The sequence below is a fragment of the Streptomyces luomodiensis genome, assembly GCF_031679605.1.
GTDB classification, from domain to species: domain Bacteria; phylum Actinomycetota; class Actinomycetes; order Streptomycetales; family Streptomycetaceae; genus Streptomyces; species Streptomyces luomodiensis.
This window is the reverse complement of record NZ_CP117522.1, coordinates 2,393,479-2,418,565: the sequence shown is the minus strand read 5'-3', so window position 1 is coordinate 2,418,565 and position 25,087 is coordinate 2,393,479. Positions and strand designations below refer to the sequence as shown.

General features: G+C 72.1%; 20 protein-coding genes. 12 read left to right on the top strand and 8 right to left on the bottom strand.

Features of this window, described 5'->3' with window-relative positions; translation table 11 throughout:
* Positions 1-15: 15 nt before the first annotated feature.
* Entirely contained in the window at positions 16-792 is a 777-nt protein-coding gene (ddaH, locus tag PS467_RS10295; protein WP_268971138.1) for a dimethylargininase, read from the top strand.
* 74 nt (positions 793-866) lie between these two features.
* On the opposite strand, the gene PS467_RS10290 is transcribed toward ddaH, so the two are convergent.
* The gene (locus PS467_RS10290; RefSeq protein WP_311039808.1) at positions 867-1,979 is read right to left on the bottom strand and encodes a DUF5925 domain-containing protein; all 1,113 of its coding nucleotides are present in this window, start codon (positions 1,977-1,979) and stop codon (positions 867-869) included.
* A gap of 382 nt (positions 1,980-2,361) precedes the next feature.
* Between PS467_RS10290 and PS467_RS10285 the strand changes: the two genes are divergently transcribed.
* Positions 2,362-3,168, top strand: a complete 807-nt coding sequence (locus tag PS467_RS10285) for an SGNH/GDSL hydrolase family protein (RefSeq protein WP_311035009.1) — start codon at positions 2,362-2,364, stop codon at positions 3,166-3,168.
* 260 nt (positions 3,169-3,428) lie between these two features.
* Positions 3,429-3,692: a hypothetical protein gene (locus PS467_RS10280; RefSeq protein WP_268971135.1), complete on the top strand. Its 264-nt coding sequence runs from the start codon at positions 3,429-3,431 to the stop codon at positions 3,690-3,692.
* A gap of 213 nt (positions 3,693-3,905) precedes the next feature.
* Here the strand turns inward: PS467_RS10280 and PS467_RS10275 are convergent, their stop codons facing one another.
* The 3 genes from PS467_RS10275 to hmgA all read right to left on the bottom strand — a co-directional run bounded on the left by PS467_RS10275 (position 3,906) and on the right by hmgA (position 7,757).
* A complete protein-coding gene (locus tag PS467_RS10275) occupies positions 3,906-5,114 on the bottom strand; it encodes a type ISP restriction/modification enzyme (protein WP_311035008.1) in 1,209 nt (402 codons plus the stop codon).
* A gap of 372 nt (positions 5,115-5,486) precedes the next feature.
* A complete protein-coding gene (locus PS467_RS10270; RefSeq protein WP_311039807.1) occupies positions 5,487-6,236 on the bottom strand; it encodes a GntR family transcriptional regulator in 750 nt (249 codons plus the stop codon).
* A gap of 183 nt (positions 6,237-6,419) precedes the next feature.
* Positions 6,420-7,757, bottom strand: a complete 1,338-nt coding sequence (gene hmgA, locus PS467_RS10265; RefSeq protein WP_311039806.1) for a homogentisate 1,2-dioxygenase — start codon at positions 7,755-7,757, stop codon at positions 6,420-6,422.
* Positions 7,758-7,831: 74 nt separating this feature from the next.
* Here hmgA and PS467_RS10260 point away from each other — a divergent pair, with 74 nt between their 5' ends.
* The 4 genes from PS467_RS10260 to PS467_RS10245 all read left to right on the top strand — a co-directional run bounded on the left by PS467_RS10260 (position 7,832) and on the right by PS467_RS10245 (position 13,966).
* Positions 7,832-8,503, top strand: coding sequence for a TetR/AcrR family transcriptional regulator (locus PS467_RS10260; RefSeq protein ID WP_311035007.1), 672 nt, complete (start codon positions 7,832-7,834; stop codon positions 8,501-8,503).
* A gap of 327 nt (positions 8,504-8,830) precedes the next feature.
* On the top strand, positions 8,831-11,059 hold the full coding sequence (locus PS467_RS10255; RefSeq protein ID WP_311035006.1) for a molybdopterin oxidoreductase family protein: 2,229 nt from the start codon (positions 8,831-8,833) through the stop codon (positions 11,057-11,059).
* 150 nt (positions 11,060-11,209) lie between these two features.
* The gene (locus PS467_RS10250; protein WP_311035005.1) at positions 11,210-12,661 is read left to right on the top strand and encodes a CitMHS family transporter; all 1,452 of its coding nucleotides are present in this window, start codon (positions 11,210-11,212) and stop codon (positions 12,659-12,661) included.
* Positions 12,662-12,664: 3 nt separating this feature from the next.
* Positions 12,665-13,966, top strand: a complete 1,302-nt coding sequence (locus PS467_RS10245; protein WP_311035004.1) for an MFS transporter — start codon at positions 12,665-12,667, stop codon at positions 13,964-13,966.
* 75 nt (positions 13,967-14,041) lie between these two features.
* Here the strand turns inward: PS467_RS10245 and PS467_RS10240 are convergent, their stop codons facing one another.
* The gene (locus PS467_RS10240) at positions 14,042-14,560 is read right to left on the bottom strand and encodes a DUF402 domain-containing protein (protein ID WP_311035003.1); all 519 of its coding nucleotides are present in this window, start codon (positions 14,558-14,560) and stop codon (positions 14,042-14,044) included.
* Between the two features lie 82 nt (positions 14,561-14,642).
* Here PS467_RS10240 and PS467_RS10235 point away from each other — a divergent pair, with 82 nt between their 5' ends.
* Positions 14,643-15,278 carry a TetR/AcrR family transcriptional regulator gene (locus PS467_RS10235; protein WP_268971127.1) on the top strand — a complete coding sequence of 212 codons (636 nt, stop codon included), beginning with the start codon at positions 14,643-14,645 and terminating at the stop codon, positions 15,276-15,278.
* A gap of 53 nt (positions 15,279-15,331) precedes the next feature.
* Here PS467_RS10235 and PS467_RS10230 read toward each other — a convergent pair whose 3' ends face one another.
* Positions 15,332-15,793 carry a MaoC family dehydratase gene (locus PS467_RS10230; protein WP_268971126.1) on the bottom strand — a complete coding sequence of 154 codons (462 nt, stop codon included), beginning with the start codon at positions 15,791-15,793 and terminating at the stop codon, positions 15,332-15,334.
* A 168-nt stretch (positions 15,794-15,961) separates the two neighbouring features.
* The gene (locus tag PS467_RS10225; RefSeq protein ID WP_311035002.1) at positions 15,962-16,573 is read right to left on the bottom strand and encodes a hypothetical protein; all 612 of its coding nucleotides are present in this window, start codon (positions 16,571-16,573) and stop codon (positions 15,962-15,964) included.
* 201 nt (positions 16,574-16,774) lie between these two features.
* Here PS467_RS10225 and PS467_RS10220 point away from each other — a divergent pair, with 201 nt between their 5' ends.
* A complete protein-coding gene (locus tag PS467_RS10220; protein ID WP_311035001.1) occupies positions 16,775-19,630 on the top strand; it encodes a penicillin acylase family protein in 2,856 nt (951 codons plus the stop codon).
* Between the two features lie 110 nt (positions 19,631-19,740).
* Here PS467_RS10220 and PS467_RS10215 read toward each other — a convergent pair whose 3' ends face one another.
* On the bottom strand, positions 19,741-21,108 hold the full coding sequence (locus PS467_RS10215; RefSeq protein WP_311035000.1) for a lipase family protein: 1,368 nt from the start codon (positions 21,106-21,108) through the stop codon (positions 19,741-19,743).
* A 310-nt stretch (positions 21,109-21,418) separates the two neighbouring features.
* Between PS467_RS10215 and PS467_RS10210 the strand changes: the two genes are divergently transcribed.
* The 3 genes from PS467_RS10210 to PS467_RS10200 all read left to right on the top strand — a co-directional run bounded on the left by PS467_RS10210 (position 21,419) and on the right by PS467_RS10200 (position 25,055).
* The gene (locus tag PS467_RS10210; RefSeq protein ID WP_311034999.1) at positions 21,419-22,459 is read left to right on the top strand and encodes a LysR family transcriptional regulator; all 1,041 of its coding nucleotides are present in this window, start codon (positions 21,419-21,421) and stop codon (positions 22,457-22,459) included.
* 109 nt (positions 22,460-22,568) lie between these two features.
* On the top strand, positions 22,569-23,351 hold the full coding sequence (locus PS467_RS10205; RefSeq protein ID WP_311034998.1) for an SDR family oxidoreductase: 783 nt from the start codon (positions 22,569-22,571) through the stop codon (positions 23,349-23,351).
* A 60-nt stretch (positions 23,352-23,411) separates the two neighbouring features.
* Positions 23,412-25,055: an AMP-binding protein gene (locus PS467_RS10200; RefSeq protein ID WP_311034997.1), complete on the top strand. Its 1,644-nt coding sequence runs from the start codon at positions 23,412-23,414 to the stop codon at positions 25,053-25,055.
* The last annotated feature ends 32 nt before the right edge of the window (positions 25,056-25,087 follow it).

Below are 25,087 nucleotides of genomic sequence, written 5' to 3'. Positions count from 1 at the left end.
TGTCATCCTGGAGCCATGACCAGCCGTAAAGCCCTCGTCCGACGCCCCAGCCCCCGCCTCGCCGACGGGCTCGTCACCCATATCGACCGCACACCGGTCGACGCCGCGCTGGCGCTGCGGCAGTGGGAGGTCTACGTCGTGGCGCTGCGTGCGCACGGCTGGGAGACGGTGGAGCTGCCGCCGCTGGACGACTGCCCGGACGGGGTGTTCGTCGAGGACACCATGGTCGTCCACCGGAACGTCGCGGTGATCGCCCGCCCCGGCGCCGACTCCCGCCGGCCCGAGACCGTGACGGCGGAGGAGGCCGTGACCGGACTCGGCTGCTCGCTGAACCGCATCCGCGAGCCGGGGACGCTGGACGGCGGGGACGTGCTGAAGATCGGCGACACCCTCTACGTGGGCCGCGGCGGGCGTACCAACGGCGACGGCGTACGCCAGCTGCGCGCCGCGCTGGAGCCGCTGGGCGCGCGGGTGGTGGCCGTACCGGTCAGCAAGGTGCTGCACCTCAAGTCGGCGGTGACCGCGCTGCCGGACGGCACCGTCATCGGCTATCCGCCGCTGGTCGACGACCCGGAGGCGTTTCCGCGCTTCCTTCCCGTGCCCGAGGAGTCCGGCGCCCATGTGGTGCTGCTCGGCGGCGGCAAGCTGCTGATGGCGCGGAGCGCGCCGCGCACGGCCGAGCTGTTCGCCGACCTCGGCTATGAGCCGGTGCCGGTGGACATCAGCGAGTTCGAGAAGATGGAGGGCTGTGTGACCTGCCTGTCCGTACGGCTGCGGGAGCTGTACGGCTGAGACGGGCCCGCCGGTGAGCCCGTCTCATCGCCCGCGCGTCTCACCAGCCTGCCTGTCTCACCGGCCCGCCCGTCTCACAGGTACAGCCCCGCGTCCGCGTCCCCCGACTGTGACGGCACCGAGGCGGGCCGGGTGCCGCGGCGCAGCGCGTACAGCTCCGCGAGCGTCGCCCCGTCCCGTCCGACGACGCCCTCCCGGTCGTCGGTCTCCGTCCCCAGCCAGTTGACCGCCTCCGCCCGCGTCAGCTTGCCCACCTCGATCCGGGCCAGGCACCGGCCGGGGCGGACGACCGCCGGATGCAGCCGCTCCAGGTCCTCGTTGGTGGTCACCCCGACCAGCACATTGCGCCCCTGGCCGAGCAGACCGTCCGTCAGGTTCAGCAGCCGGGACAGCGCCTGCCCGGCGGTGTGCTTGGCCTCGCCGCGGATCAGCTCGTCGCAGTCCTCCAGGAGCAGCAGCCGCCAGCGCCCCTTGGCGGTGCCGTCGTCCTCGCCGATCGCGATGTCCATCAGATAGCCGACGTCCGTGAACAGCCGCTCCGGGTCCAGGACGCAGTCCACCTGGCACCAGTCCCGCCAGGACCGGGCCAGGGTGCGCAGCGCCGAGGTCTTGCCGGTGCCGGGCGGGCCGTGCAGCAGCAGGAGCCGGCCGGCGATGTCGTCGGGGGTGACCTTCATCAGCCCGTCCATGGCCTCGGCGACCGGCGCCGTGTAGTTGCCGCGGATCTCCTCCCAGGTCCCGGCCGAGATCTGCCGTGTGGTGCGGTGCGGTCCGCGCCGCGGCGAGACGTACCAGAAGCCCATCGAGACGTTCTCCGGCTGCGGCTCGGGTTCGTCCTCCGCGCCGTCGACCGCCTGCCGCAGCACCTTCTCGGCCAGCGCGTCGTCGACGGCGGTCACGGTCACATCCGCGCCCCGGTTCCACCGGGAGATCAGCAGGGTCCAGCCGTCGCCCTCGGCGAGTGTCGCGCTGCGGTCGTCGTCGCGGGCCGCCCGCAGCACGGTCGCGGACGGCGGCAGCAGCGTGGCGCCCGACTTCACCCGGTCGACGGAGTGGCTGCGGGCGTACGGCTGCTCACCGGTCGCGAAGCGCCCCAGGAAGAGCGCGTCGACGACATCCGACGGCGAATCGCTGTCATCGACGTTCAGCCGGATCGGAAGGGACTTTTCGGCGGGTGTCGTAGGCAGGGTCTGCCTCCTGAGAACGGGGGGGCCGGTGCGTCGGTCAGCGCACCCGCCCCCATGATCCAGGACCGGGGGCGAGGACGCACCAGGGTTTGCGGCCGTTTACCGAGCTGTTCCACGGACCCCACCGGAATGGGGGCGTTCACACATCCCGCGGAGTGACTCGTCCGGATACTGGCCGCCCTGTGGCGGTATCGGCCGCGTATCGAAAGATTTTTGCCAACTACTCGCATAGATAGGCCGTTTGAGCGGGATGACATAGCCATGTCACTCCGCTGAAACGCTCCCGTGCGGCGTGACTGACGGTTTCGAACGAACGCGATGACACCTTTTCGGGTCATCGCGCCTCATATCGGCACAGCAGTGATCCTGCTAGGGAGATCGAATGAAACTGTCCAGACTCACGGCGACGATGGCTTCGTTCGTCGTCGGTGCCGTCCTCGCCCTCACCGGGGCCGGCGCCGCCCATGCCCACGAGAACAGCGCGGGCCCCGCCTATGTGGCGCTGGGTGACTCCTACTCATCCGGCGTCGGCGCGGGCAGCTACGACAGCGCCAGCGGCAGCTGTAAGCGCAGCACCAAGGCGTACCCCGCGCTCTGGGCCGCCGCGCACGCCCCCTCCAGCTTCGCCTTCACCGCCTGCTCCGGTGCCAAGACCGGCGATGTGCTGAACAATCAGCTCGGTCCGCTGAACTCCGGCACCGGTCTCGTCTCCATCTCCATCGGCGGCAATGACGCCGGCTTCGCCGACATCATGACCACCTGTGTGCTCCAGTCCGAGTCCACCTGCGTCAACGCGGTCAACAGCGCCAAGACGTTCGTCCAGAACACCCTGCCCGCCAAGCTGGACCAGGTCTACGACGCCATCCGCGCCAAGGCCCCGTCCGCCCATGTCGTCGTCCTCGGCTACCCGCGCTTCTACAAGCTGAGCGGCTCCTGCGTACTGGGTCTCAGCGAGACCGAGCGCGCCGCGATCAACAGCGGCGCCGACGTGCTCAACTCCGTCACCGCCAAGCGTGCCGCCGACCACGGCTTCAGCTTCGGCGACGTCACCACGACCTTCACCGGGCATGAGATCTGCTCCGGCAGCGCTTGGCTGAACAGCGTCACCATCCCCATCGACGAGTCCTACCACCCCACCGCCGCCGGTCAGTCCGGTGGCTACCTCCCGGTCTTCAGTTCGGCCGCCTGATCGCGCCACGCCACCACCGCACGGAGGAGGCCCCGGCCGCCGGGGTCTCCTCGCAGGCGTGTTCGAGCCTGGTGAAGGGGTGCGATGGGTAGACAGATGGACGGATGGAGCGGTGGGCCGAGAATTTGTTTGCGCGCGAAAGGTATTGTCAACACCCTTGACGTGGTGGTGAATCCGGAACCTGGGATGCGTGGGTGACGGCTCGGGGAGGTAGGGTTACTCTGCCCGGGGCGGGTGCCCTCGTACGGGTGGGGAGTGTCATGGAGCAGATAACGGTACGGAGCAGGCCACGAGTGCCTGCGATCAAATGCGGAAGCGGTGCGTCCAGCGCGCGCCTCGACCGCCATCTCGCGGTGCTGGGCGGCCCTGCCGTCCCCCAGCGGGAGGCGGAGAGCGCCGCGGTGCTGATGCAGGAGCTGATCGCGCACGATCACACGCGCGCGAAGAACAGCCGGGGTGCGCGGGTGTCGCTGTTCGCGCCACTGCGCCGGCTGCGTCGTTCGCTGTTCGGCAACCACGGCTGACCCGGCCGGCCCGTAGGCGTCTTCGTTCGTCATCCCGGGCAGGCACGGGGTCATCCGGTTCGCTCCAGCCGGTGAGTTCCGTGCTGTGATCCACCCCATACCGCTGTCGCTGCGGGATGCCGACGAGAGGTCCGTTCGGCCGTACCCCGCGTGGGTGCGGCCGTACTCTTCGCGGCGGCGGCCGTACCCCTCGTGGAAGCGGGGCGGGTCCGTTCACAGAAGGGCGAACTGACCCTCCGGGCCCTCCTCGTGATGGTCCAGTACGGACGCGGGGCGCCGCGCCGTGCCGGGCACCGGCAGCAACCCCGCCTCCCGTAGCTCCGCCGCCTCGATCAGGGGGCCGTCCGCCAGCCGGTCGGCGGCGGCCCGCAGCTCCGGGCGCAGCTCGGCGAGCAGCGCCAGCACGGTGATCAGCTCCAGCAGCTCCGAGGTCCACGCGGGCGGCCAGCCCGCCGGGCCGACCGCCTCCAGCGTGCCCGGCTCCTGCGGGGCGGTGCGCCGCTCGAACCACGTCTCCAGTACGCGCACCCCGCCCGCCCGGAACTCCCACGCGACCCGTGGCACCGGCGAGATCCGCCCCTCACCCAGCAGCAGGGCCTCCTCGTCCGGGTCGTAGTCCAGGGAGTCCGGCAGCCCGTTCGCCGGAAGCGCGGCACGGACGTAGGGGCGTCGGCCACCCGGCATGCGCGGGCGTTCACCACTGTGCGCCCCGCGCGTGTGGAGCCACAGCACACGGCGGCCCAGCTCCACGCCCGACTCCCACACCCCGGGGTCGGCGGTCAGCGGCACGGCGCACGGGGCGCCGCGCGCCACGGCGGCGGTCCACGCCAGGAAGTCCTCGGCGCTCACCGCGCGGCCGAGCCGGGTGGTGAGGTATGCGAGCAGCCCGGGAGCGAGATTGGGCTCCTGCCCGCCGGGGCGGCGGTAGAGCGGACGGATACGGCCGGGGCGGCCCGCGGGGGAGTGGCCGTCCGGCAGCAGCGCCGAGAAGCTGAGCACCGGGTCCGGGTCCGGCCCGGCGGCCTCGACCACATGGATCTGCCGGTCGTCGGCCACCCGCCACAGCTCGGGGCGGGCGGCGTCGATCAGCCGGTGATCCGGTATCAGCCACTGCTGGTCGAACGGCCCGTGCGCGATCCGCACCGGCTGCGGGCACGGTCCGTCCGCCCGCGCCAGCCGGGCGGTGGAGGTGGCCTGGCCGGGCAGCTGCGGTACGGAGCTGTGCAGCGTACGGGCGCGGGTCGGCCGGAACAGCGCGGTCCGCCCGGCCTCGTCCTCGGCCCCCGTCAGCCGCTCCCAGCGCGCTCTGAGCGAGACCGCGTCCGGCCCCATGACCCAGGCCCGCCCGAGCCGCAGCGGCCCCACGGCCCACGGCATCAGGTCCCCCAGCAGCGGCGCCTCACGTTCTCCCACGCCCGGCATGGTATCGATGCGGCCCCCACCCCCAAGGCCACGTGCCCGCCGTCACCATGCCGGTCGCCGGTCGGGCCGGCGGCACCCGCACACCGGTGTCCGTGTCCCGCCGCGACGGCGACGGCGGGGCGTGTGGCGGCGCGGCCCGGCGCGGCCGAGTGGCCGCGGGCCGGGGGAGGGGCGGCGGGTGCTGCGAAGGGCGCCGATCGGCCTCGACGGTGATCGCGTGTTCGGCCTGTCCGGCTGCCGCCGTCGGCCGTGCGCCGCCCGCGCGGTGCGAGGGGGCCGCCCGGTGTGGACGGCGGGCCGTCTCGCCATGCTGGGTCTGGCTTCCCGCCGCTGCGGCGGGCCGTCGCGGCGTGGCCGCTCCGTGGGGGCGGGTCAGTCGGCCTCTACGGTTACCGAGAACGAGAACCGGTCGCCCCGGTAGTGGATGCGGGCCACGTCCACCACGCGGCCGCTCTCGTCGTAGGTCACCCCCGTGTAGTACAGGATCGGGCTGAGCAGCGGGACCTGGAGCAGGCGGGAGGTCTCGGGGTCGGCCAGCCGGGCCTCCACCGTGTCCGTGATCCGGCTGATCCGTACCCCCACCACGTCCCGCAGTACCTTCGTCATCGGCCAGCGCGCGAGGTCCGCGAGGTCGATGCGGTCGGCCAGCTCGGGGCGGACCAGGTTCTCCGCCCAGTTGGTGGGTTCGCCGCCGCTGCCGTCCCGGCGCAGCCGGCGGTAGACGGTCGCCTCGTCCAGGCCGGGGAAGTACTCCGCGAGTTCCGCCGGAACCGGCGCCGAGCCGTGTTCCAGCACCGTCGTCCGCTCGCCCGACTGCTGGGCCACGATCGCGTCCACCGACCCCAGCAGCCGTACCGGCGCGCCGCGCCGCGCACTCGGTTCGATGAAGGTGCCGCGACGGCGGTGGCGGCTGATCAGCCCCTCGGCCTCCAGTTCCTTGAGCGCCTGCCGCATGGTGAGCACGCTGACGCCGTAGTGCTCGGCGAGCTGGTCCTCGGTCGGCAGCCGCAGCGGGTCGTGCGGGCGCCGGCCGAGTATGGAGGCCCGCAGCGACTGCGAGACCTGGTACCACAGCGGCAGCTTGCGGTTGAGGGTGAGGGAGTCGGGGGCGAAGGCGGTCACGCGGTCTCCGGTCATGAGTCAGGAGTCACGAGCCACGTGTCACGGCAGCGGCCGCGCGGAGCGGTCGTACGGTCGGTCGTACGGCCGCGGTCCGCGCGGGGCGGTCGTACGGGGCGTCGTACGTCAACCGCCGCGCGGGGCGGTCGTACGGCAACCGCCGCGCGGGGTCGTTCACGTGGCGTTTCAAGGGCGGAAATGACGCTCCAGACCCTGCCATACGTCGTCATAGCGCCCCTGGAGGTGGTCCGCCTCCAGCGCCTGCCGGGTGGCCGTGACCGGCCAGCGGGTCTCGAACATGAAGGCCAGCCCGTCGTCCACCTTGTGCGGCGCCAGCTCGGCCGCGCTCGCCCGCAGAAAGGTCTCGTGGTCGGGGCCGTGCGCGGACATCATGTTGTGCAGCGAGCCCCCGCCCGGTACGAAGCCCCCGGCGCCCCCGGTCTTCGCGTCGTACGCGCCTTCGATCAGCCCCATGTACTCGCTCATCACATTGCGGTGGAAGTACGGCGGCCGGAAGGTGTCCTCGCCGACCAGCCAGCGCGGGGCGAAGACCACGAAGTCCACGCCCGCGAGCCCCGGGGTGTCGGAGGGCGAGGTGAGCACCGTGAAGATGGACGGGTCCGGGTGGTCATAGCTGATGGTGCCCAGCACATTGAAACGGCGCAGGTCGTACACGTACGGCACATGGTTGCCGTGCCAGGCGACCACATCCAGCGGCGAGTGGTCGTACGTCGCGGCCCACAGATTGCCGCAGAACTTGTTGATCACCTCCACCGGGCGCTCCACGTCCTCGTACGCCGCGACCGGGGCCAGGAAGTCCCGGGCGTTCGCCAGCCCGTTGGCGCCGATCGGGCCGAGGTCGGGGAGGGTGAAGGGGCGGCCGTAGTTCTCGCACACATAGCCGCGCACGGAAGGGGCGAGCGGCTCCACCCGGAACCGCACCCCGCGCGGGATCAGCGCCACATGCCCCGGCTCGGCCCGCAGCAGACCGAACTCGGTGCGCAGCAGCAGCCCGCCCCGCTCGGGAACGATCAGCAGCTCGCCGTCCGCGTCGCTGAACACCCGGTCGGTCATCGGCGCGTTGGCCGCGTAGAGGTGGATGGCCATGCCGGCGCGCTGGGTGGCGTCGCCGTTGCCGCCCAGCGTCCACAGCCCGGTGAGGAAGTCGGTGCCCTCCGGCGGCTCCGGCAGCGGATCCCAGCGCAGCCGGTTGGGGTCGGGCGCGGTCTCGGTGAAGGGCGCGCCGCGCAGCGCGCCATTGTCGATCCGGGTGAACGGCGGATGCGCGGCGGAGGGCCGGATGCGGTACAGCCAGGAGCGCCGGTTGGCGGCGCGCGGCTCGGTGAAGGCGGTGCCGCTCAGCTGCTCCGCGTAGAGCCCGAGCGGTGCGCGCTGGGGGGAGTTGCGGCCGATGGGCAGTGCGCCGGGCACGGCCTCGCTGCTGTGCTCATTGCCGAATCCGGAGGCGTAGACCAGCCCTTGGGCCGTCTTACGCGCCTGCTCGATCCCCGTGCCGTCGCCCATCGCGCGCTCCCGCCGCTCCGCCACACCGCTCGATTCCTCTGTCAGACGATAGGAATCGAAACCCGGGTGCGTCAATGATCGGGCAGGATGGTGGCGTGCCCATACCGCCCCTCCGCCGCCCTCCGGTCCAGCGTCGCAGCGCCGAGCGCCTCGGCCGGATCCTGGACGCCTGCGCCGAACTGCTCGACGAGATCAGCTACGAAGAGCTGAGCACCCGCGCCGTCGCCGAGCGCGCCAATGTGCCCATCGGCTCGGTCTACCGCTTCTTCTCCAACAAGCGGGCGATGGCCGAGGCCCTGGCCCACCGCAATCTGGACGAGTACGCCACCCGGATCACCCGGCGGCTGGCCGCCTCGGACTCCGGGCCGGCCGGGCGCGGCGGCTGGCGTGAGGCGATGGACGTGGTCGTCGACGAGTATCTGGCGATGAAGCGCGGGGCGCCCGGCTTCGCGCTCATCGAGTTCGGCCATCCGGTCCCGGCGACCGCGCGGCCGGACCAGCCCAACCATCTGGTCGCCGACCGGCTGCGGGTGCTGCTCGCCGACCGGCTGGGGGACGGCGGGAGCGGCGGGAGCGGCACGGACGAGGTGGCCGAGGAGCGGCTGCGGGTGGCGTTCCTGCTCGCGGTCGAGGCGGCGGACGCGCTGCTGCAACTGGCGTTCCGGATGGACCCGGAGGGCGATCCGGCGATCGTGGCGGAGACGAAGGAGCTGCTGCGCGCCTATCTGGCCCGGGTGCTGGACTGAGCTGAAAACTGGGCCGATCCGGGTACTGGACTGAGCTGGGACTGGGCTGGCCCGGGTGCTGGAGTAGCCCGGGTGCCGGACTGGGTGCCGGACTGGGCTGGGGCTGGGCCGACCCGGGTGCTGGCCTGGCCGATCCGGGTGCTGGGCCGACCCGGGGACGGGCGGCAGACCAGGCGGCGGGGCCGACCCGGGGCGGACGCGGGCCGGGCGGCGGGGCCGTGCCGGGCGGGAGTTCCCGTCGATGCCTCCCCGGCATGCCAACCAGTCGGTATGGTGAGCGGGTCCCGCGCGTCAGCGCCGCCTCGCCGCCGTCCCCGGGAGGGACCCATGAGCACCGCCCTGCGCATCTGCCCGCTCTGCGAGGCCACCTGCGGACTGACCCTGACGATCGACGAGGGGAGGGTCACCGGGGCGCGCGGCGATCGGGAGGACATCTTCAGCCGTGGCTTCATCTGCCCCAAGGGCGCCTCGTTCGGAGAGCTCGACGCCGACCCCGACCGGCTGCGGCGCCCCCTCGTGCGCCGCGCCGGGCGCCTTGAGGAGACCGGCTGGGACGAGGCGTTCGCCGTCGTCCAGGAGGGGCTGGCGCCCCTGCTGCGCGAGCACGGACCGCAGGCGGCGGGGATCGTGCTCGGCAACCCCAACGTGCACACCGTGGCCGGAGGGCTCTATCCGCCGCAGCTGCTCGGCGCGCTGCGCACCCCCAACGTCTTCACCGCCAGCACCCTCGACCAGATGCCCAAGCACGTCTCCAGCGGGTTGCTGTACGGCGACGCGGGCGCGCTCCCGGTGCCCGATCTGGACCGTACGGACCATCTGCTGATACTCGGCGCCAACCCGCTGGACTCGGGCGGCAGTCTGTGCACGGCCCCCGACTTCCCCGGCCGGCTGCGGGCGTTGCGGCGGCGCGGCGGCCGGCTGGTGGTGGTCGACCCCCGGCGCACCCGTACGGCCGCGCTGGCCGACCGCCATGTGGCGATCCGGCCCGGTACGGACGCCCTGCTGCTCTTCGCCATGGTGCAGGTGCTGTTCGCCGAGGACCTGGTGGCACCGGGCCCGCTCGCCGAGCACATCAGCGGTGTGCCGGAGGTGGGGCGGCTGGCCGAGGACTTCCCGCCGGAGGCGGTGGCCGCGGCGTGTGATGTGCCCGCCGAGGAGATCCGCATCCTCGCCCGTGAGCTGGCCGCCGCGTCCAGGGGCGTGGTGTACGGGCGGGTCGGCTCCACCACGGTCGAGTTCGGCACCCTCACCAGCTGGCTGGTCGATGTGGTCAACGTGCTCATCGGACAGCTCGACCGGCCCGGCGGCATGATGTTCCCGCTGGGCGCCACCGGCCGGCGGGAGCGCCCGGCGCGGCCGGGGAAGGGGTTCGCGCTGGGCCGCTGGCGCAGCAGGGTCAGCGGGCACCCCGAGGCCAAGGGGGAACTGCCCGTCGCCGCGCTCGCCGAGGAGATCGAGACACCGGGCGAGGGGCGGATACGGGCGCTGCTGGCGATCGCGGCCAACCCCGTGCTCTCCGCGCCGGACGGCGACCGCCTCGACCGGGCGCTGGCCGGGCTCGACTTCATGGTCAGCGTCGATCCGTATCTCAACGAGACCTCGCGCCACGCCCATGTGGTGCTGCCGCCGCCCCCGCCCAGCCGCAGCCCCCACTTCGACTACGCCTTCAACAGCCTGTCCGTGCGCAACCAGGTCCGCTACAGCCGCCCCGCCATCCCGCTGGAGGCGGACCGGATGAGCGAGTGCGAGATCCTGGCGCGGCTGGTGCTGTGCGTGAGCGGACGAGGCGGTGCCGACCCGGCGGCCGTGGACGCGCTGGCCATCGAGCAGACGCTCGGCAAGGAGACCGCCGACCCGGCGTCCCCAGTGTACGGACGCGAGCCCGCCGAGCTGGCCGCGCGGCTGACCGGGGTGGACGGCGCCGAGCGCCGGCTGGACATGATGCTGCGGCTGGGGCCGTACGGCGACGGGTTCGGCGCCGATCCCGACGGGCTGAGCCTGGAGAAGCTGCTCGCCCATCCGCACGGCATCGACCTGGGGCCGCTGCGGCCGCGGCTGCCCGGACTGCTGAAGACCCGCAGCGGCACAGTGGAGCTGTGCCCGGAGCCGCTGGCCGCCGATGTGGCCCGGCTGCGCCGGGCGCTGGCCGACCGGCCCTCGGGGCTGCTGCTGGTCGGCCGCCGCCATCTGCGTTCCAACAACAGCTGGATGCACAACGTCCCGGCCCTGATGGGCGGCAGCAACCGCTGCACCCTCCAGGTGCACCCCGAGGACGCCGCCCGGCTGGGCCTGGCCGACGGCGGCCTGGCGCGGGTCAAGGGCGACGGCGGGGAGCTGGAGGTGCCGGTCGAGGTGACGGACGCGGTACGCACCGGAGTGGTGAGCCTGCCGCACGGCTGGGGCCATGACCGCCCCGGTGTCCGGCTCTCCGTGGCCGGGGCGCGTCCCGGGGTCAACGTCAACCAGCTCATCGACGGCTCACGGCTGGACCCGCTCTCCGGTACGGCGGTGCTCAACGGTCATCCGGTGCAGGTCTCGCCCATGCCACCGCGCTGAGGCCGCCGCGCTGGCACCACTGCACTGACCTGGGGTTTTGCGCTTATTGCTCGCATGTCAAGGTCTTGTTAACGCAAAGTTGCCGCACCTAACGTCACCTCGACCGCCAATAACTGGGGGAGTTCGAAGGCGAACGTGAGGTAGCCAACTATGCTGACCATCCTCGGCTTCGTCATGATCGCGACATTCCTTGTCCTGATCATGATGAAGAAGATGTCCCCGATGGGCGCCCTGGTGCTCATCCCCGCGCTGTTCTGCGTGCTCGTCGGGAAGGGGGCGCATCTCGGGGACTACGTTCTCGACGGCGTCGGAGATCTCGCCCCCACGGCCGCCATGCTGATGTTCGCCATCATCTACTTCGGGGTGATGATCGACGTCGGCCTCTTCGACCCGATCGTCCGGCTCATCCTGCGGTTCTGCAAGGCGGATCCGATGCGGATCGTGGTCGGCACCGCGATCCTCGCGGCGGTCGTCTCGCTCGACGGCGACGGCTCCACCACCTTCATGATCACCGTGTCGGCCATGGTGCCGCTCTACCGGCGGCTGAAGATGAGCCTGGTGGTGATGACCGGTGTCGCGGCCATGGCCAACGGCGTGATGAACACGCTGCCCTGGGGCGGCCCGACCGCCCGTGCCGCCACCGCGCTCAAGGTCGACGCGGGCGACATCTTCGTACCGATGATCCCGGCCCTCGCGGTCGGACTGCTCTTCGTCATCGCCCTCTCCTACGGCCTGGGTCTGCGGGAGCGCAAGCGCCTGGGCGTGCTGACGCTGGACGAGGTCACCGCGGGCGACCCCGAGCAGGTGCTGGTCGGTGCGGGCTCCGGCACCAAGGGCGAGGGCGGCGGCAAGGCGGCCAAGGGCGGCCGCGCGGCACACGCCTCGGACGGCTCCGATGCCTCCGACGCTTCGGACGGCTCGCACGGCTCCGGCGTCTCCGGCGCCTCCGACGACGACGAGTTCAAGGGGCTCGACCCCCACCGCGCCACCCTGCGCCCCAAGCTCTACTGGTTCAACGCGGCCCTGACCATCGCCCTGCTGACCCTGATGATCATGGAAGTCCTGCCGATCCCGGTCCTCTTCCTCCTCGCCGCCGCGATCGCGCTCACCGTCAACTTCCCGCAGATGAGCGACCAGAAGGCCCGGATCGCCGCGCACGCCGAGAACGTCGTCAACGTCTCCGGGATGGTCTTCGCCGCCGCCGTCTTCACCGGCGTCCTCACCGGCACCGGCATGGTCGAGCACATGGCCCGCTGGCTGGTCGACAGCGTCCCCGACGGCATGGGCCCGCACATGGCCGTGGTCACCGGTGTGCTGTCCATCCCGCTCACCTACTTCATGTCCAACGACGGCTTCTACTTCGGCATCGTGCCGATCCTCGCCGAGGCCGGGGCCGCGCACGGGGTCTCCGCGCTGGAGATCGCCCGCGCCTCGATCACCGGACAGGCCCTGCACATGTCGAGCCCGCTGGTCCCCGCCGTCTACGTCCTCGTGGGCATGGCGAAGGTCGAATTCGGCGACCACACCCGGTTCACCGTGAAATGGGCGGCGCTCACCTCGCTGGTGGTGCTCGCCGCGGCTCTGGCCTTCGGCATCATCTGACCCATGGAGAGTCCGAAGCCCGGGAGGGGCTGGCTGCTGCGCCTGGTCATCGCCTTTTCGTTCACCCAGGGGGCGGTCAGCATGGCGCGGCCGGCCGTCTCCTACCGGGCGCTGGCACTCGGCGCCGACGCCCGCGCGGTCGGTGTGATCGCCGGTGTCTACGCCCTGCTGCCGCTGTTCGCCGCCGTACCGCTGGGACGGCGCACCGACCACGGGCGGTGCGCCCCGCTGCTGCCCGTCGGGGTCGCGCTCATCGCCACCGGCTGCGCGCTCAGCGGCACGGCCGGTTCGCTGCCCGAGATGGCCGCGTGGAGCGGGGTGATGGGCCTGGGCCATCTGTCGTTCGTCATCGGCGCCCAGTCCATCGTGGCCCGCCAGAGCGGACCGGACGAACAGGACCGCAACTTCGGCCACTTCACCATCGGCGCCTCGCTCGGCCAGCTCATCGGGCCCATCGCGGCCGGACTGGTGGTCTCCGAACAGGACGGGGCGATGGGGCGCACCAGCGCGGCCGCGCTGTTCGTGTCCGCCGCCCTCGCGGCCTTCTCCGTCACCTCGCTGTGGCGCATCGAGCGCCGCCCGGACGGTACGGGGACGACGGCCGCCCCCGCCGGGGAGACCGCCGCCCGGCGGGTGCCGGTACGCGGCATCCTGACCACCCGCGGTGTCGCCTCCGGCATGTTCATCAGCCTCGCCGTGCTCTCCGCCACCGACATCCTCACCGCCTATCTGCCGGTGGTCGGCGAACAGCGCGGGATCTCGCCCGCGGTCGTCGGTGTGCTGCTCAGCCTGCGCGCCACCGCCACCGTGGTCTGCCGGCTCGCCATCACCCCGATGATCCGGCTGATGGGCCGCACCGTCCTGATGGCCGTCAGCTGTCTGGGCGCCGCGCTCCTGTGCACGGGCATCGCCCTGCCGGTGCCCGCCTGGGCGCTCGGGGTGCTGCTGGCCGGGCTCGGCTTCTGCCTCGGCGTCGGACAGCCGCTGTCGATGACGACCGTCGTCCAGGCCGCCCCGGAGGGGGCGCGCAGCACGGCCCTCGCGCTGCGGCTGACCGGCAACCGCCTCGGCCAGGTCGCCGCGCCCGCCTCCGCCGGTGTGCTCGCGGGGCTCGTGGGCACGGCCGCCCCCTTCGTCATGCTGGGCGGACTGCTCCTGATATCGGCGGCGATCGCCGTACGGCCACTGCGCGAGCGCCCGGCCGCGGACCCCGCCGGGGACTCCGCCGGGGGCCCGCCCGCGCCGGGGAAGCGGCATACGGAAGGGTCCTCGGCCGCGCCCGGCACGGGCCGCCCGTCCGGGTGAGACGACGTTTCCCGGTGAGGTGACGTCCCTTGGTGAGGTGGCGTCCACCGAGAGGCGATGTCCGCGGTCGGGCTGTCAGCGCCGCTCGCCGTCGACCATGCCCAGCCACTGCCCGCAGGCGGTCCCGAACGGCTCGGCGCGCCCGTCGACCGCCTCCATCAGCCACCGCCCCGCCGCCTCGGCCTCCGCTATGACGTCCGCCGGATAGCCGTACCGCACCTGGTGCTCGGCGAACTCGTCCTGGTCGACCATCAGGGTCGCGCCGTCCGTCCGCTCGCGGATGACGTCGAGGTCCAGGTCCACCATGGTCACCTCGTAGGGGGAGACCCACTCGGGCGGCGTGGTGATGTCGCAGTAGATCTCGGTCTCCCGGGGCGGGGCGTTGAACACCGCCGTCCACCACGCGTCGCGCGGGAAGAGGAGCACATGCGCGCACTCGAGCAGGATCGGGGGACGGTACCCCTTGCGCGTCACCGCCCCGGCCGGCAGCCCCAGCCATACGCCGTGGTCGTCCTCGCCCAGTCTGCGCATCCGCTGATTCCAGTGCAGAGTGCCGTCGTACTTGCGGTAGTTGACCTGGACCAGTTGTGACATGGGGGGATCCTAGTCCGAGTGGCGGGACGACGATCCGGACATCTCCTAAGCGCTTGCTCACTCTCCGTGTAGGGTGTCCGCCATGGACGCGGAGCCGAAGAACACCGGGGGCAAGGCCGAGCCCTGGGGCGACATCACCCCTGACGCCGCCCGGCGGCTGGTGAGCGCCGCCGTGCACGCCTTCGCGGAGCGCGGCTACCACGCCACCACCACCCGGGACATCGCGAGCCGCGCCGGAATGAGCCCGGCCGCCCTCTACATCCACTACAAGACCAAGGAAGAGCTGCTCTACCAGATCAGCAAGGTCGGCCATGAGCGGGCCCTGGGGATCGTGGAGCGGGCGCGGGACGGCGGTGGCAGCCCGGCCGAGCGGCTCGCCGAGGCGGTGCGCTCCTTCGTCCGCTGGCACGCCGAGCACCATACGACCGCGCGGGTGGTGCAGTACGAGCTCGGCGCGCTCGCCGAGGAGCACCATGCCGAGGTCATCGCCGTCCGCAGGGCCACGGACGGGGCGGTGCGCTCGATCATCGAGGACGGGGTGAAGGAGGGCGTCTTCGACGTCGCGGACGTGCGCGGCACCACGGTCGCCGTGCTGTCCCTGTGCATCGACGTCGCCCGCTGGTTCAACGCCCGTGGGCGCAGCACCCCCGACGAGGTCGGCGACCTCTACGCGGGTCTGGTGCTGCGCATGGTGGGGGCCTCGGGGCGGCAGCCGTAGGGACCGTCAGCGGTAGGGCCGCCGGCCGTAGGGGCCACCGGCAGCGGTAACCGTCAGCCGTAGTAGCGGACCACGGACTCCGCCACGCACACCGGCTTGTCGCCGCCCTCCCGCTCCACGGTCACCGTCAGCGTCATCTGCACCCCGTCCTTGACCTCGGCGACCTCCACGATCCGGCCAGTGGCGCGCAGCCGGGAGCCGACCGGGACGGGGGAGGGGAAGCGGACCTTGTTCACGCCGTAGTTGATGCCCATCCGCACGCCCTCGACCCGCAGCAGCTGCGGGGTGAACGACGGCAGCAGGGACAGCGTCAGATAGCCGTGCGCGATCGTGGTGCCGAACGGGCCGGCCGCCGCCTTCTCCGCGTCCACGTGGATCCACTGGTGGTCGCCGGTCGCGTCGGCGAACAGATCGATGCGCTTCTGGTCGATCTCCAGCCAGTCGCTGGGGCCGAGTTCCGCGCCGGCCGCGGACCGCAGCTCATCGGGCGAGGTGAAGATCCTGGGCTCTGTCATGCGTGCCTCCCGGGCAGCCACGTACTAAGCGACTGCTCAGCATGCTCGGCTGCCCGGCGCCCTGTCAACGCGGCCCGCGCCGACGCGGTCGTCAGGGATGTCGGCGCTCGCCGGCCGCCCGGTGCGGGGACTCCGGCGAGCGCTCTTCCGGCCGGGGAAGGCCGGGTGTCATACGGTGGCGTACCGGCTCATCCGGGCCGCGCGCCGGGCCGCCGCCAGGGCCTCGGTGGTCAGCAGCGGCAGCGGCACCACGATGCCGCAGTCCCGGCAGACCGGTCCGGCCGACGGATAGCGGTCCAGGTCCTCACGCCAGACCAGGCCCGGTTGCGCGCAGACCGGGCAGGCCGAGCCCGGACCCGACTCCATCGCCGCGATCAGCCGTCGCAGCACGTCGGCGAGGCGGCCGTCGGGATGGGCCTGGGGGGATTCGCAGGGAATGATGTCGCATCCGCCCCAGGTGCGCAGATGCCAGTCGTCGACGGCGCTCGGCTGGCGGATGCCGAGGAATTTCTCCTGCCGGCGCCGGGCGGCGAAGTCCGCCTCGTACGCGAGCCACAGCGTGCGGGCCTCCTCGAGCTCCGCCAGAGCCGTGAGCAGCCGCAGGGGGTCCGGCCTACGGTCCTCCGGGATGATCCCGGAACGGGCGCATAGATGGTGCCAGGTCGCCCGGTGCCCGTACGGCGCGAACCGCTCCAGGCATTTGCGCAGCGATGTGCGCCGGGCGGTGATGTGTCTGCGTGGATTGCGAACCTCACGTGCAAGTGCTCTGAAACCGGCCACTTCTTACCACCTCCGCGAGTGCGGACCCGACTCGTTGTCGAATGGACGTAACGCAGCGCGATCCGGATCCATCGAATTCCCCGGATCTTCTCCGGCAGTCCTCACTCGCCCGCCGTGGCCATGAAGTTGACGTCCGCTCATCTTCCGGGCCGGTAATACCGCCGGTAACCTCCGTCGCGACGGCAACCGGGAGGAGCGCACATGCGACGACGAACCCCCAGGCCCATCAGACACCGCAAGCTCACCAGTACCGTGCTCGCCGCGGCCGCCGCACTCGGCCTCGGCGTCGCCCTCGCGGCCCCGGTGCCGCAGCCGGCCCGTGCGGAGCCCGCCGCGGCGGCGGCCACCGACTACTGCGGCGGCCAGTGCTCCGACATCCTCCCGCCGGGTGCGACCGGCAACGCCACGCTCGCCGACATCCTCGCCAACCGGGTGCTGGGCACCCATCCCGAGCACAGCACCGACCAGCTCGGCCGCTACGGCGACCTGGCGAGCGGCTACCCCACCCTCACCGACGACAAGCTGACCGACTTCTTCAACGACTCCTCCTTCGGCGTCCCCGCCGACCAGGTCGCCTCCGTGACCAAGCCGCGCGACGACGTCACGATCACCCGCGACAAGAAGACCGGTGTCCCGCACATCCAGGGCACCACCCGCGAGGGCACCGAGTTCGGCGCCGGATACGCCGCCGCCCAGGACCGGCTGTGGCTGATGGACCTCTTCCGCCACGTGGGGCGCGGCGAGCTGACCTCCTTCGCCGGCGGCGCCGCCGCCAACCAGGGCCTGGAGCAGGACTTCTTCCGCCAGGCGCCGTACACCGAGGAGGACTACCAGGCGCAGGTGGCTTTCATCCTCGCCCACGGCGGCGAGCGCGGCCGCCAGGCGCTGGCCGACGCCCAGGCGTATGTCGACGGCATCAACGCCTACGCCAAGAAGGCCAAGGACGGCCGGTACTTCCCCGGGGAGTACGTGCTCACCGGCCATATCGACGCGATCACCAACGCCGGTGAGATCCAGCCGTTCAAGCTCACCGACCTGATCGCCCTCGCCTCCGTGGTCGGCGCCCTCTTCGGCAACGGCGGGGGCGGCGAGGTGGAGGGCGCGCTCTCACTGCTCGCCGCCCAGCAGAAGTACGGCCTCGCCGAGGGCACCGAGGTGTGGGAGTCCTTCCGGGAGCGCAACGACCCCGAGGCGGTGCTGACCGTGCGCGACGGCAGCTTCCCGTACGCGGACAAGCCCGCCACGCCCAAGGGTGTCGCGCTGCCCGACCCCGGCTCGGTCACCGCCGAACAACTCGTCTACGACCGCGAGGGCGGCGCCACCACCAAAGCCGGCGCCAAGGACCGCACCAAGGCCCGCACCGAGGCCGAGGCCCCCGCGTCACTCGAACCGCTGCGCGGCATCTACGACGACGGGGTGCTGCCCCGCGATCTGTTCAGCCGCAAGAAGGGCATGTCCAACGCGCTGGTGGTCTCCGGCAAGTACACCGCCAGCGGCCACCCGGTGGCCGTCTTCGGCCCGCAGACCGGCTACTTCGCCCCGCAGCTGCTGATGCTCCAGGAGCTCCAGGGCCCGGGGATCAGCGCCCGCGGCGCCTCCTTCGCGGGTGTGGGGATGTACGTCCAGCTCGGCCGCGGCCAGGACTACGCCTGGAGCGCCACCACCGCCGCCCAGGACATCACCGACACCTACGCGGTCGAGCTGTGCTCCCCGGACGGCTCCGCGCCGTCCAAGGACGCCACGTACTACCGCTACCACGGCGCCTGTCTGCCGATGGAGAAGCTGGAGCGGCGCAACGCCTGGAAGCCCACCCTCGCCGACTCCACCGCCGCCGGCTCGTACCGGATGCAGGTCTACCGGACCAACTACGGACTGGTGACCCACCGCGCGACCGTCGACGGCACACCGGTGGCCTACACCGTGCTGCGCTCCACCTACCGCCACGAGGCCGACTCCATCATCGGCTTCCAGATGCTCAACGACCCCGGCTACGTGACCGACGCCGCGTCCTTCCAGAGCGCGACCCAGCACATCAACTACACCTTCAACTGGTTCTACGCCGACTCCCGGCAGACCGCCTACTACAACAGCGGACTCAACCCGGTGCGCGCCGCGGACGTGGACTCCTCGCTGCCGGTCCGGGCCCAGACCGCGTACGAGTGGCGGGACTTCGACCCCACGGCCAACACCGCCGCCGCCACCCCGCCCGCCGAACATCCGCAGTCCATCGACCAGGACTACTACATCAGCTGGAACAACAAGCTGGCCAAGGGCTACAGCGCGGCCGGCTTCGGCAACGGCTCGGTGCACCGCGGCAACCTCCTCGACGACCGGGTGCGCGCCCTGGTCCGCAAGGGCGGGGTCACCCGCGCCGCGCTCACCCGGGCCATGGCCGAGGCCGCCGTCACCGATCTGCGCGGTGAGGACGTGCTGCCGGAGCTGCTGAAGGTGCTGCGCTCGCAGCCCATCGACGACCCCGGCCTGGCCACCGCGGTGCAGCGGCTGGAGTCCTGGGCGGCGGCGGGCGCACAGCGCCGCGAGACCAGCGCCGGCTCGCACACCTACGGGCACGCCGACGCCGTACGGATCATGGACGCCTGGTGGCCGCTGCTGGTCGAGGCCGAGTTCGGACCCGGACTGGGCGATGACCTCTACGACGCCCTGCGCGCCAATCTGACGGTCGACGAAGCGCCCTCGGCCGGGCACGGCCCCACCGGCTCGCACGCCGGGTCCTCCTTCCAGTACGGCTGGTGGTCCTATGTGGACAAGGATCTGCGCACGGTCCTCGGCGAGGACGTGGCGGGCCCGCTGGCCCGGCCGTACTGCGGCGGCGGGGAGCTGAGCGCCTGCCGGGACGCCCTGCTGACGAGCCTGAAGACGGCCGTGGCCAAGACCCCCGCCCAGGTCTACCCCGGCGACGACAACTGCTCGGCGGGCGACCAGTGGTGCGCCGACGCCATCATCCAGCGGCCGGTCGGCGGGCTGACCCACAACAAGATCAGCTGGCAGAACCGGCCCACCTACCAGCAGGTCGTGGAGTTCCGGGCCCACCGCTGAGGCCACCGGGGCGGGACCTCGCACCCGGCGAGGTCCCGCCCCTCCCGGCCGTGACGGGGCCACCGCCCCCGGTCGCCACAAGGGCCGCCGCGCCGGCCGTCGCGGAACCGCTACCCGTCCCCGATCCGGCCCGCGCGCAGCACCACCCGGGCCAGCTCGGCATGGCAGATGTCGTTGTGCGCGCCGGCCGGCGGCACGCCGTGCCGGACGACCTCCGAGACATCGACGCTCACGCAGCCCCCGGCCGGGAACGGCCCGTCCAGCGCCTCGGCCAGGTCCACCCGCCGGGAGCCGTCCACCGCGTGGATGCCGTCGTACCCGATCGCCCCCCAGCGGGTGTCGCCCGGCAACAGCGAGGCATCGTCCCCGGACACCCGCGACGCCACCGGGTACAGCAGGCCCAGCGCGGTGTCATGGCGCGAGTGGCAGGACACCACCGGCCCGGTCACCCGGTGCGGGGCGGTGCGCAGCGCACCGCCGCGCCCTGCGGCGTGCGGCAGCCGTTCGGCGAAGGCGTAGTGCGAGAACGCCCCCTGGAGCAGGGTCACCGATGCCACCGTGGCGCTTCCGGGCAGCCCGGTCAGCGCGTACGACACCAGCCGGCCGCCGAAGCTGTGGCCGATCAGATGGAGGCGCGGCGCGGACCGGGCGGCCGCCAGCGCGCCGAGCGCCGGTCCCAGGCCCTCCCGCCCGACCGTGCCGGCCCGCCGCTTCATCACGTAGTACGTGCCCTGGCGGAGCAGCTCGTGCGCCCCGTCCCAGAGCCCGCCGAGCCCGCTGTCGAGGAGGGCGCGGTCCTCGGTGCCGGTCCTCCCGCGGTCCTCGGTGTCGGTCTTGCCGCGCGCCTCGGTGAGCGCGGCGGCGAACCGCTCGCAGACCTCCGCCACGTCCTCCCCGAACATCGCCGGTACGCCGTTCGTGTCGGTGTCGGTGTCGGTGTCGGTGTCGGTGTCGGTGTCCACGTCCGTGTCCGCCGCGTGGCCGGCCGCGCCGACCAGCCCGCGGACCCCGACCAGCCCGCGCATCAGCACCGCGAACTCGTCCAGCGCCGCGAGCCGTTCGGGCCGCTCGGTCAGCAGCTCGGCCAGGCGCGCCACGATCTGCTGCCGCCCGGGGAAGACCGTCTCCAGGGCTCGCCGGGTCTCCGCGTCGAGCCCCGGGCGGGCACCGGGTACCGGTTCGCGGGGGAAGCCCGCGAGCGACTCGTCGGCGAACCGCATCGACGGCCACACCACCCCCACATAGCCGAGGCGTGCCGGGCCCGCCTCGCCGAGCAGCTCCGGAAAGGGCGCGAAGAAGCGGTCGTAGAGCCGCGTGGCCATCGCCCGGGTGTTGTTCCAGCCGTGCGAGAACACCACCAGATCCGTGAGTTCCCGCTGCGCGGTCTGTTCCAGCAGCCGGTCCAGCTGCCGGACGTCGACGTCCCCGTCGGCGTCGAATCTCAGCTCCCAGTACGGCCGTACGCTCATCCCCGTCATTGCTGCTTCCCCTCGAATGGTCCGTTGTGCGTGTATCGTCCCAACTGCCCTGAGCGCTGGCCATACGACACGCATACGGTCGCCGTCGGACAATCGGCCAGCCGTTCGACTTACCCGAAATGGGCGGGCGGAACCTGGAATGCAGGACTCCGTAACCGCCGGGGGATACGTGGGGGACACGGAATTCCCGAATATCCATCGGGAGAATATCGCCGCTGTTCTCGGGATCAGTTCACTCAAAGTGCGCTGGACTATGCTGCGGACGGAAACGTCATTGGGGTGCCGAATACTCTTCGAGCGGAAGGCCGGAATGCCTGTAAAGGATCGGTGGCAGTACCCGACGGCGCTGCTGGACACCACGATGGACCAGCTCAGAACGCTGCTCGCGGTCCATGAGACGGGCACCGCGCTGGGCGCCGCCCGGCTGCTGGGGCGGGAGCAGTCCAGTGTGCAGAAACAACTGGACACCCTGAACCGGAACTTCGGCGCGCTGTGCGGTGAGCCGCTGGTGGTCAAACGGGGCCGCAGCCAGAATGTGCTCTTCACCGCGACCGGGGAGTCACTGGCCACACTCGCGCGCGGCACCCTCGAAGACTGGCGGGAGGAGCTGTACGACGCCCGCCGCCGTCTCGGCAGCCGGCTCTGTGTCGGCTCCACCCGATACACCCTCGGCTTTCTGCTGAACGCGGTGGAGTTGGTGACCGGGGAATTCGACCGCCGGGGGGTCGAGCTCAAGGTCGAGCATGTGCGCACCCGGGATCTGTTGCAGCGGCTCGACGCCAAGGAACTCGACCTGGTCTGCGGCAGCGTGCTCACCACGGCCGGCCGCGACGGCCGGCTCGACGGCTTCGAGGTGATGGAGTGGCGGCGCAGCGGGCTGTCCCTGGTCACCAACCTGGACGCCGGGGAACTGCCGGGCCCCTCGGTCCCGGTGGGCGAGCTGCCCCGGCTGCCGCTGGCCGTGTCGGCCGACGGTCTGATACCCGGCTTCCTGCGCGGCTGGTTCGGCGGCCGCTACCGCCAGGAGCTGAACATCGCGGCCGAGATCGACAATGTGCAGTACGGCCTGGAGCTGCTCTCCTCCGGTGTGCTGCGCGGCGGAGTGCTGGTCACCGAGGGCATCGGTGCCGCGGTGGCCGACGGGCGGATCCGGGCCGGCGCCGGGCTGCGCACGCTGGAGCTGACCGACGGCATGGGGCCGGAGCTGGAAGTGCTGGTCGGGGTGTTCGTACGGGCCGGGGAGCGGACCGCGCAGGACGCCGGTCATCCGCTCAATGTGCTGTGGAACGCGCTCGCCGGGGAGAACGCCCGCTGGCGCAGCGTCATGCGCAGAGACGGACCCGGCCGGTAACCCACCGGCCATTCGCGGGGAGGTCGCGGGACCTCTTCCGTTCGCACATACCGACTGGTTAGTCTGCGCTGCGGAGCCGAACGGAACCGAGCCGAGGAGCGTTGCGATCGTGGGTACCGTGCGTGGGGCGCATGTCGTGGTCACCGGAGCGGGCGGCGGCATCGGCGCCGCCCTCGCCCGGCGCTTCACCGCCGAGGGCGCCCGGGTCGTGGTCAACGACCTCGACGTCGCCAAGGCCAAGGCCGTCGCCGAGGAGATCGGCGCGACCGCCGTCCCCGGTGACGCCTCCGGTGTCGTGCCCGCGGCCCGCGAGGCGCTCGACGGCACCATCGACATCTTCTGCGCCAACGCCGGCGTGGGCCACGACGGCGGCCCGGAGGCCGACGAGGAGCTGTGGCAGCAGTCCTGGGACGTCAATGTGATGGCCCATGTGCGGGCCGCCCGGGAACTGCTGCCCGCGTGGCTGGAGCGCGGCAGCGGCCGCTTCGTCGCCACCGTCTCCGCCGCCGGACTGCTCACCATGGTCGGCTCGGCGCCGTACAGCGTCTCCAAACACGCCGCGCTCGCCTTCGCCGAATGGCTCTCGGCCACCTACCGCCACCGCGGCATCGGCGTCCACGCCGTCTGCCCGCAGGGGGTGCGCACCGACATGCTGACCGCCTCCGGGACCGCCGGTGAGCTGGTGCTGGCGCCCACCGCGATCGAACCAGGACAGGTCGCCGACGCCGTCCTCGCGGGCATCGCCGAGGAGCGCTTCCTGATCCTTCCGCACCCCGAGGTGGCCCGCCACTACGCGGCCCGCGCCGGTGACACCGACCGCTGGCTGGGCGGTATCAACAAGCTCCAGCGCAAGCTCGAAGCGATCGAAGCGGCACCCGGGACATCCGGCTGACCCCGCGCCCGGTACCTCTCCCACCGCCACCCTCACCCCCACCAGACAGGGCCGCACCCCATGACCTCGTACCAGGACAAGCCATGGCTCGCGCAACTCACTGAGGCACAGCGCCGCCCGATCACCCCGAGGCCGAGTCCGCTGCACGCGTTCCGGGACGCCGTGCGCACCTCACCCGGCCACCCGGCACTCGCCTACTTCGACGGACGGCTGACCTACCGGGAGGTCGACGAGCTCTCCGACGGCATAGCCGGCCATCTCACCGAACGCGGCTTCCGGCCCGGCGACCGGCTCGCCATCATGCTCCAGAACACCCCGCACTTCGTGCTCGCGCTGCTGGGCGCGTGGAAGGCGGGCGGTACGGTCGTCCCCGTCAACCCCATGTACAAGGGCGCGGAGCTCGCGCACATCCTGGGCGACGCCGAGGTCAGCGCCCTGGTCTGCGCCCGCCACGCCTGGGAGGACTACATACGCGAGACGGCCGCCGCGTCCCCGGTGCGCATCGCGCTCACCGCCGACGCCCGCGACCTCCAGACCCGCGACGACGAGCGGGTGCTGCGCGATGCGCCGATCCCCGTCCCCGAGGACACCGAGGACCTCCTCGTCGCCGCCCGCGCCGGAGCCCGCCCGCCGTCCCTCGCCGCACCGGGCCCCGATGACATCGCGCTGATCAGCTACACCTCCGGGACCAGCGGCACCCCCAAGGGAGCCACCAACACCCACGGCAACATCTCTTACAACGCCGACCGGCAGCACCTCCTCCATGAGCTGCCCGCCGGTTCCACGCTCTTCGCGCTGGCCCCGCTCTTCCACATCACCGGCATGGTCTGCCAGCTGTGCGCGTGCGTCGCCGGGGCGGGCACCCTCGCCCTGACCTACCGCTTCGAGACCGGGGTCGTCCTCGACGCCTTCGCCGAGTACCGTCCCGTCTACACCGTGGGCCCCTCCACCGCCTTCATGGCGCTGATGGCCCATCCGCAGGCCACCCGCGACCACTTCTCGTCCTTCCGGATCATCTCCTCCGGCGGCGCCCCGCTGCCGCCCGCGCTGGTCGAACGGTTCCAGACGACCTTCGGCCCGTATCTGCACAACGGCTACGGGCTCACCGAGTGCACCGCACCCTGCGCCAGCGTCCCGCCCGGCGTCCGCGCCCCCGTCGACCCGGCCTCCGGCACCCTCGCCGTCGGCGTCCCCGGCGCCGACACCGTGGTGCGCATCGTGGACGACGCGGGCGAGGACGTGCCGTTCGGCCGACAGGGCGAGATCGTCGTCCGCGGTCCGATGGTGGTGCCCGGCTACTGGCGGCGCCCGGAGGCGACCGCGGCCACCCTCCCCGACGGCGAGCTGCGCACCGGCGACATCGGCTTCATGGACGAGGGCGGCTGGCTGTACGTGGTCGACCGCAAGAAGGACATGATCAACGCCTCGGGCTTCAAGGTGTGGCCGCGCGAGGTCGAGGACGTGCTCTACACCCACCCCGCCGTGCGGGAGGCGGCCGTCGTCGGCAAACCCCACGCCTACCGCGGCGAGACGGTCAAGGCGTATGTGAGTCTCCGGCCAGGGGCCGAGGCCACACCGGACGAGCTGTCCGCGTACTGTGCGGAGCGGCTGGCCGCGTACAAGTACCCGCGCGAGGTGGAGATCCTGCCCGAGCTGCCGAAGACGACCAGTGGCAAGATCCTCCGGCGCGAGCTGCGAGGATAAGAGGGAAAGAGAAAAGAGGAAGAGAACGGGTG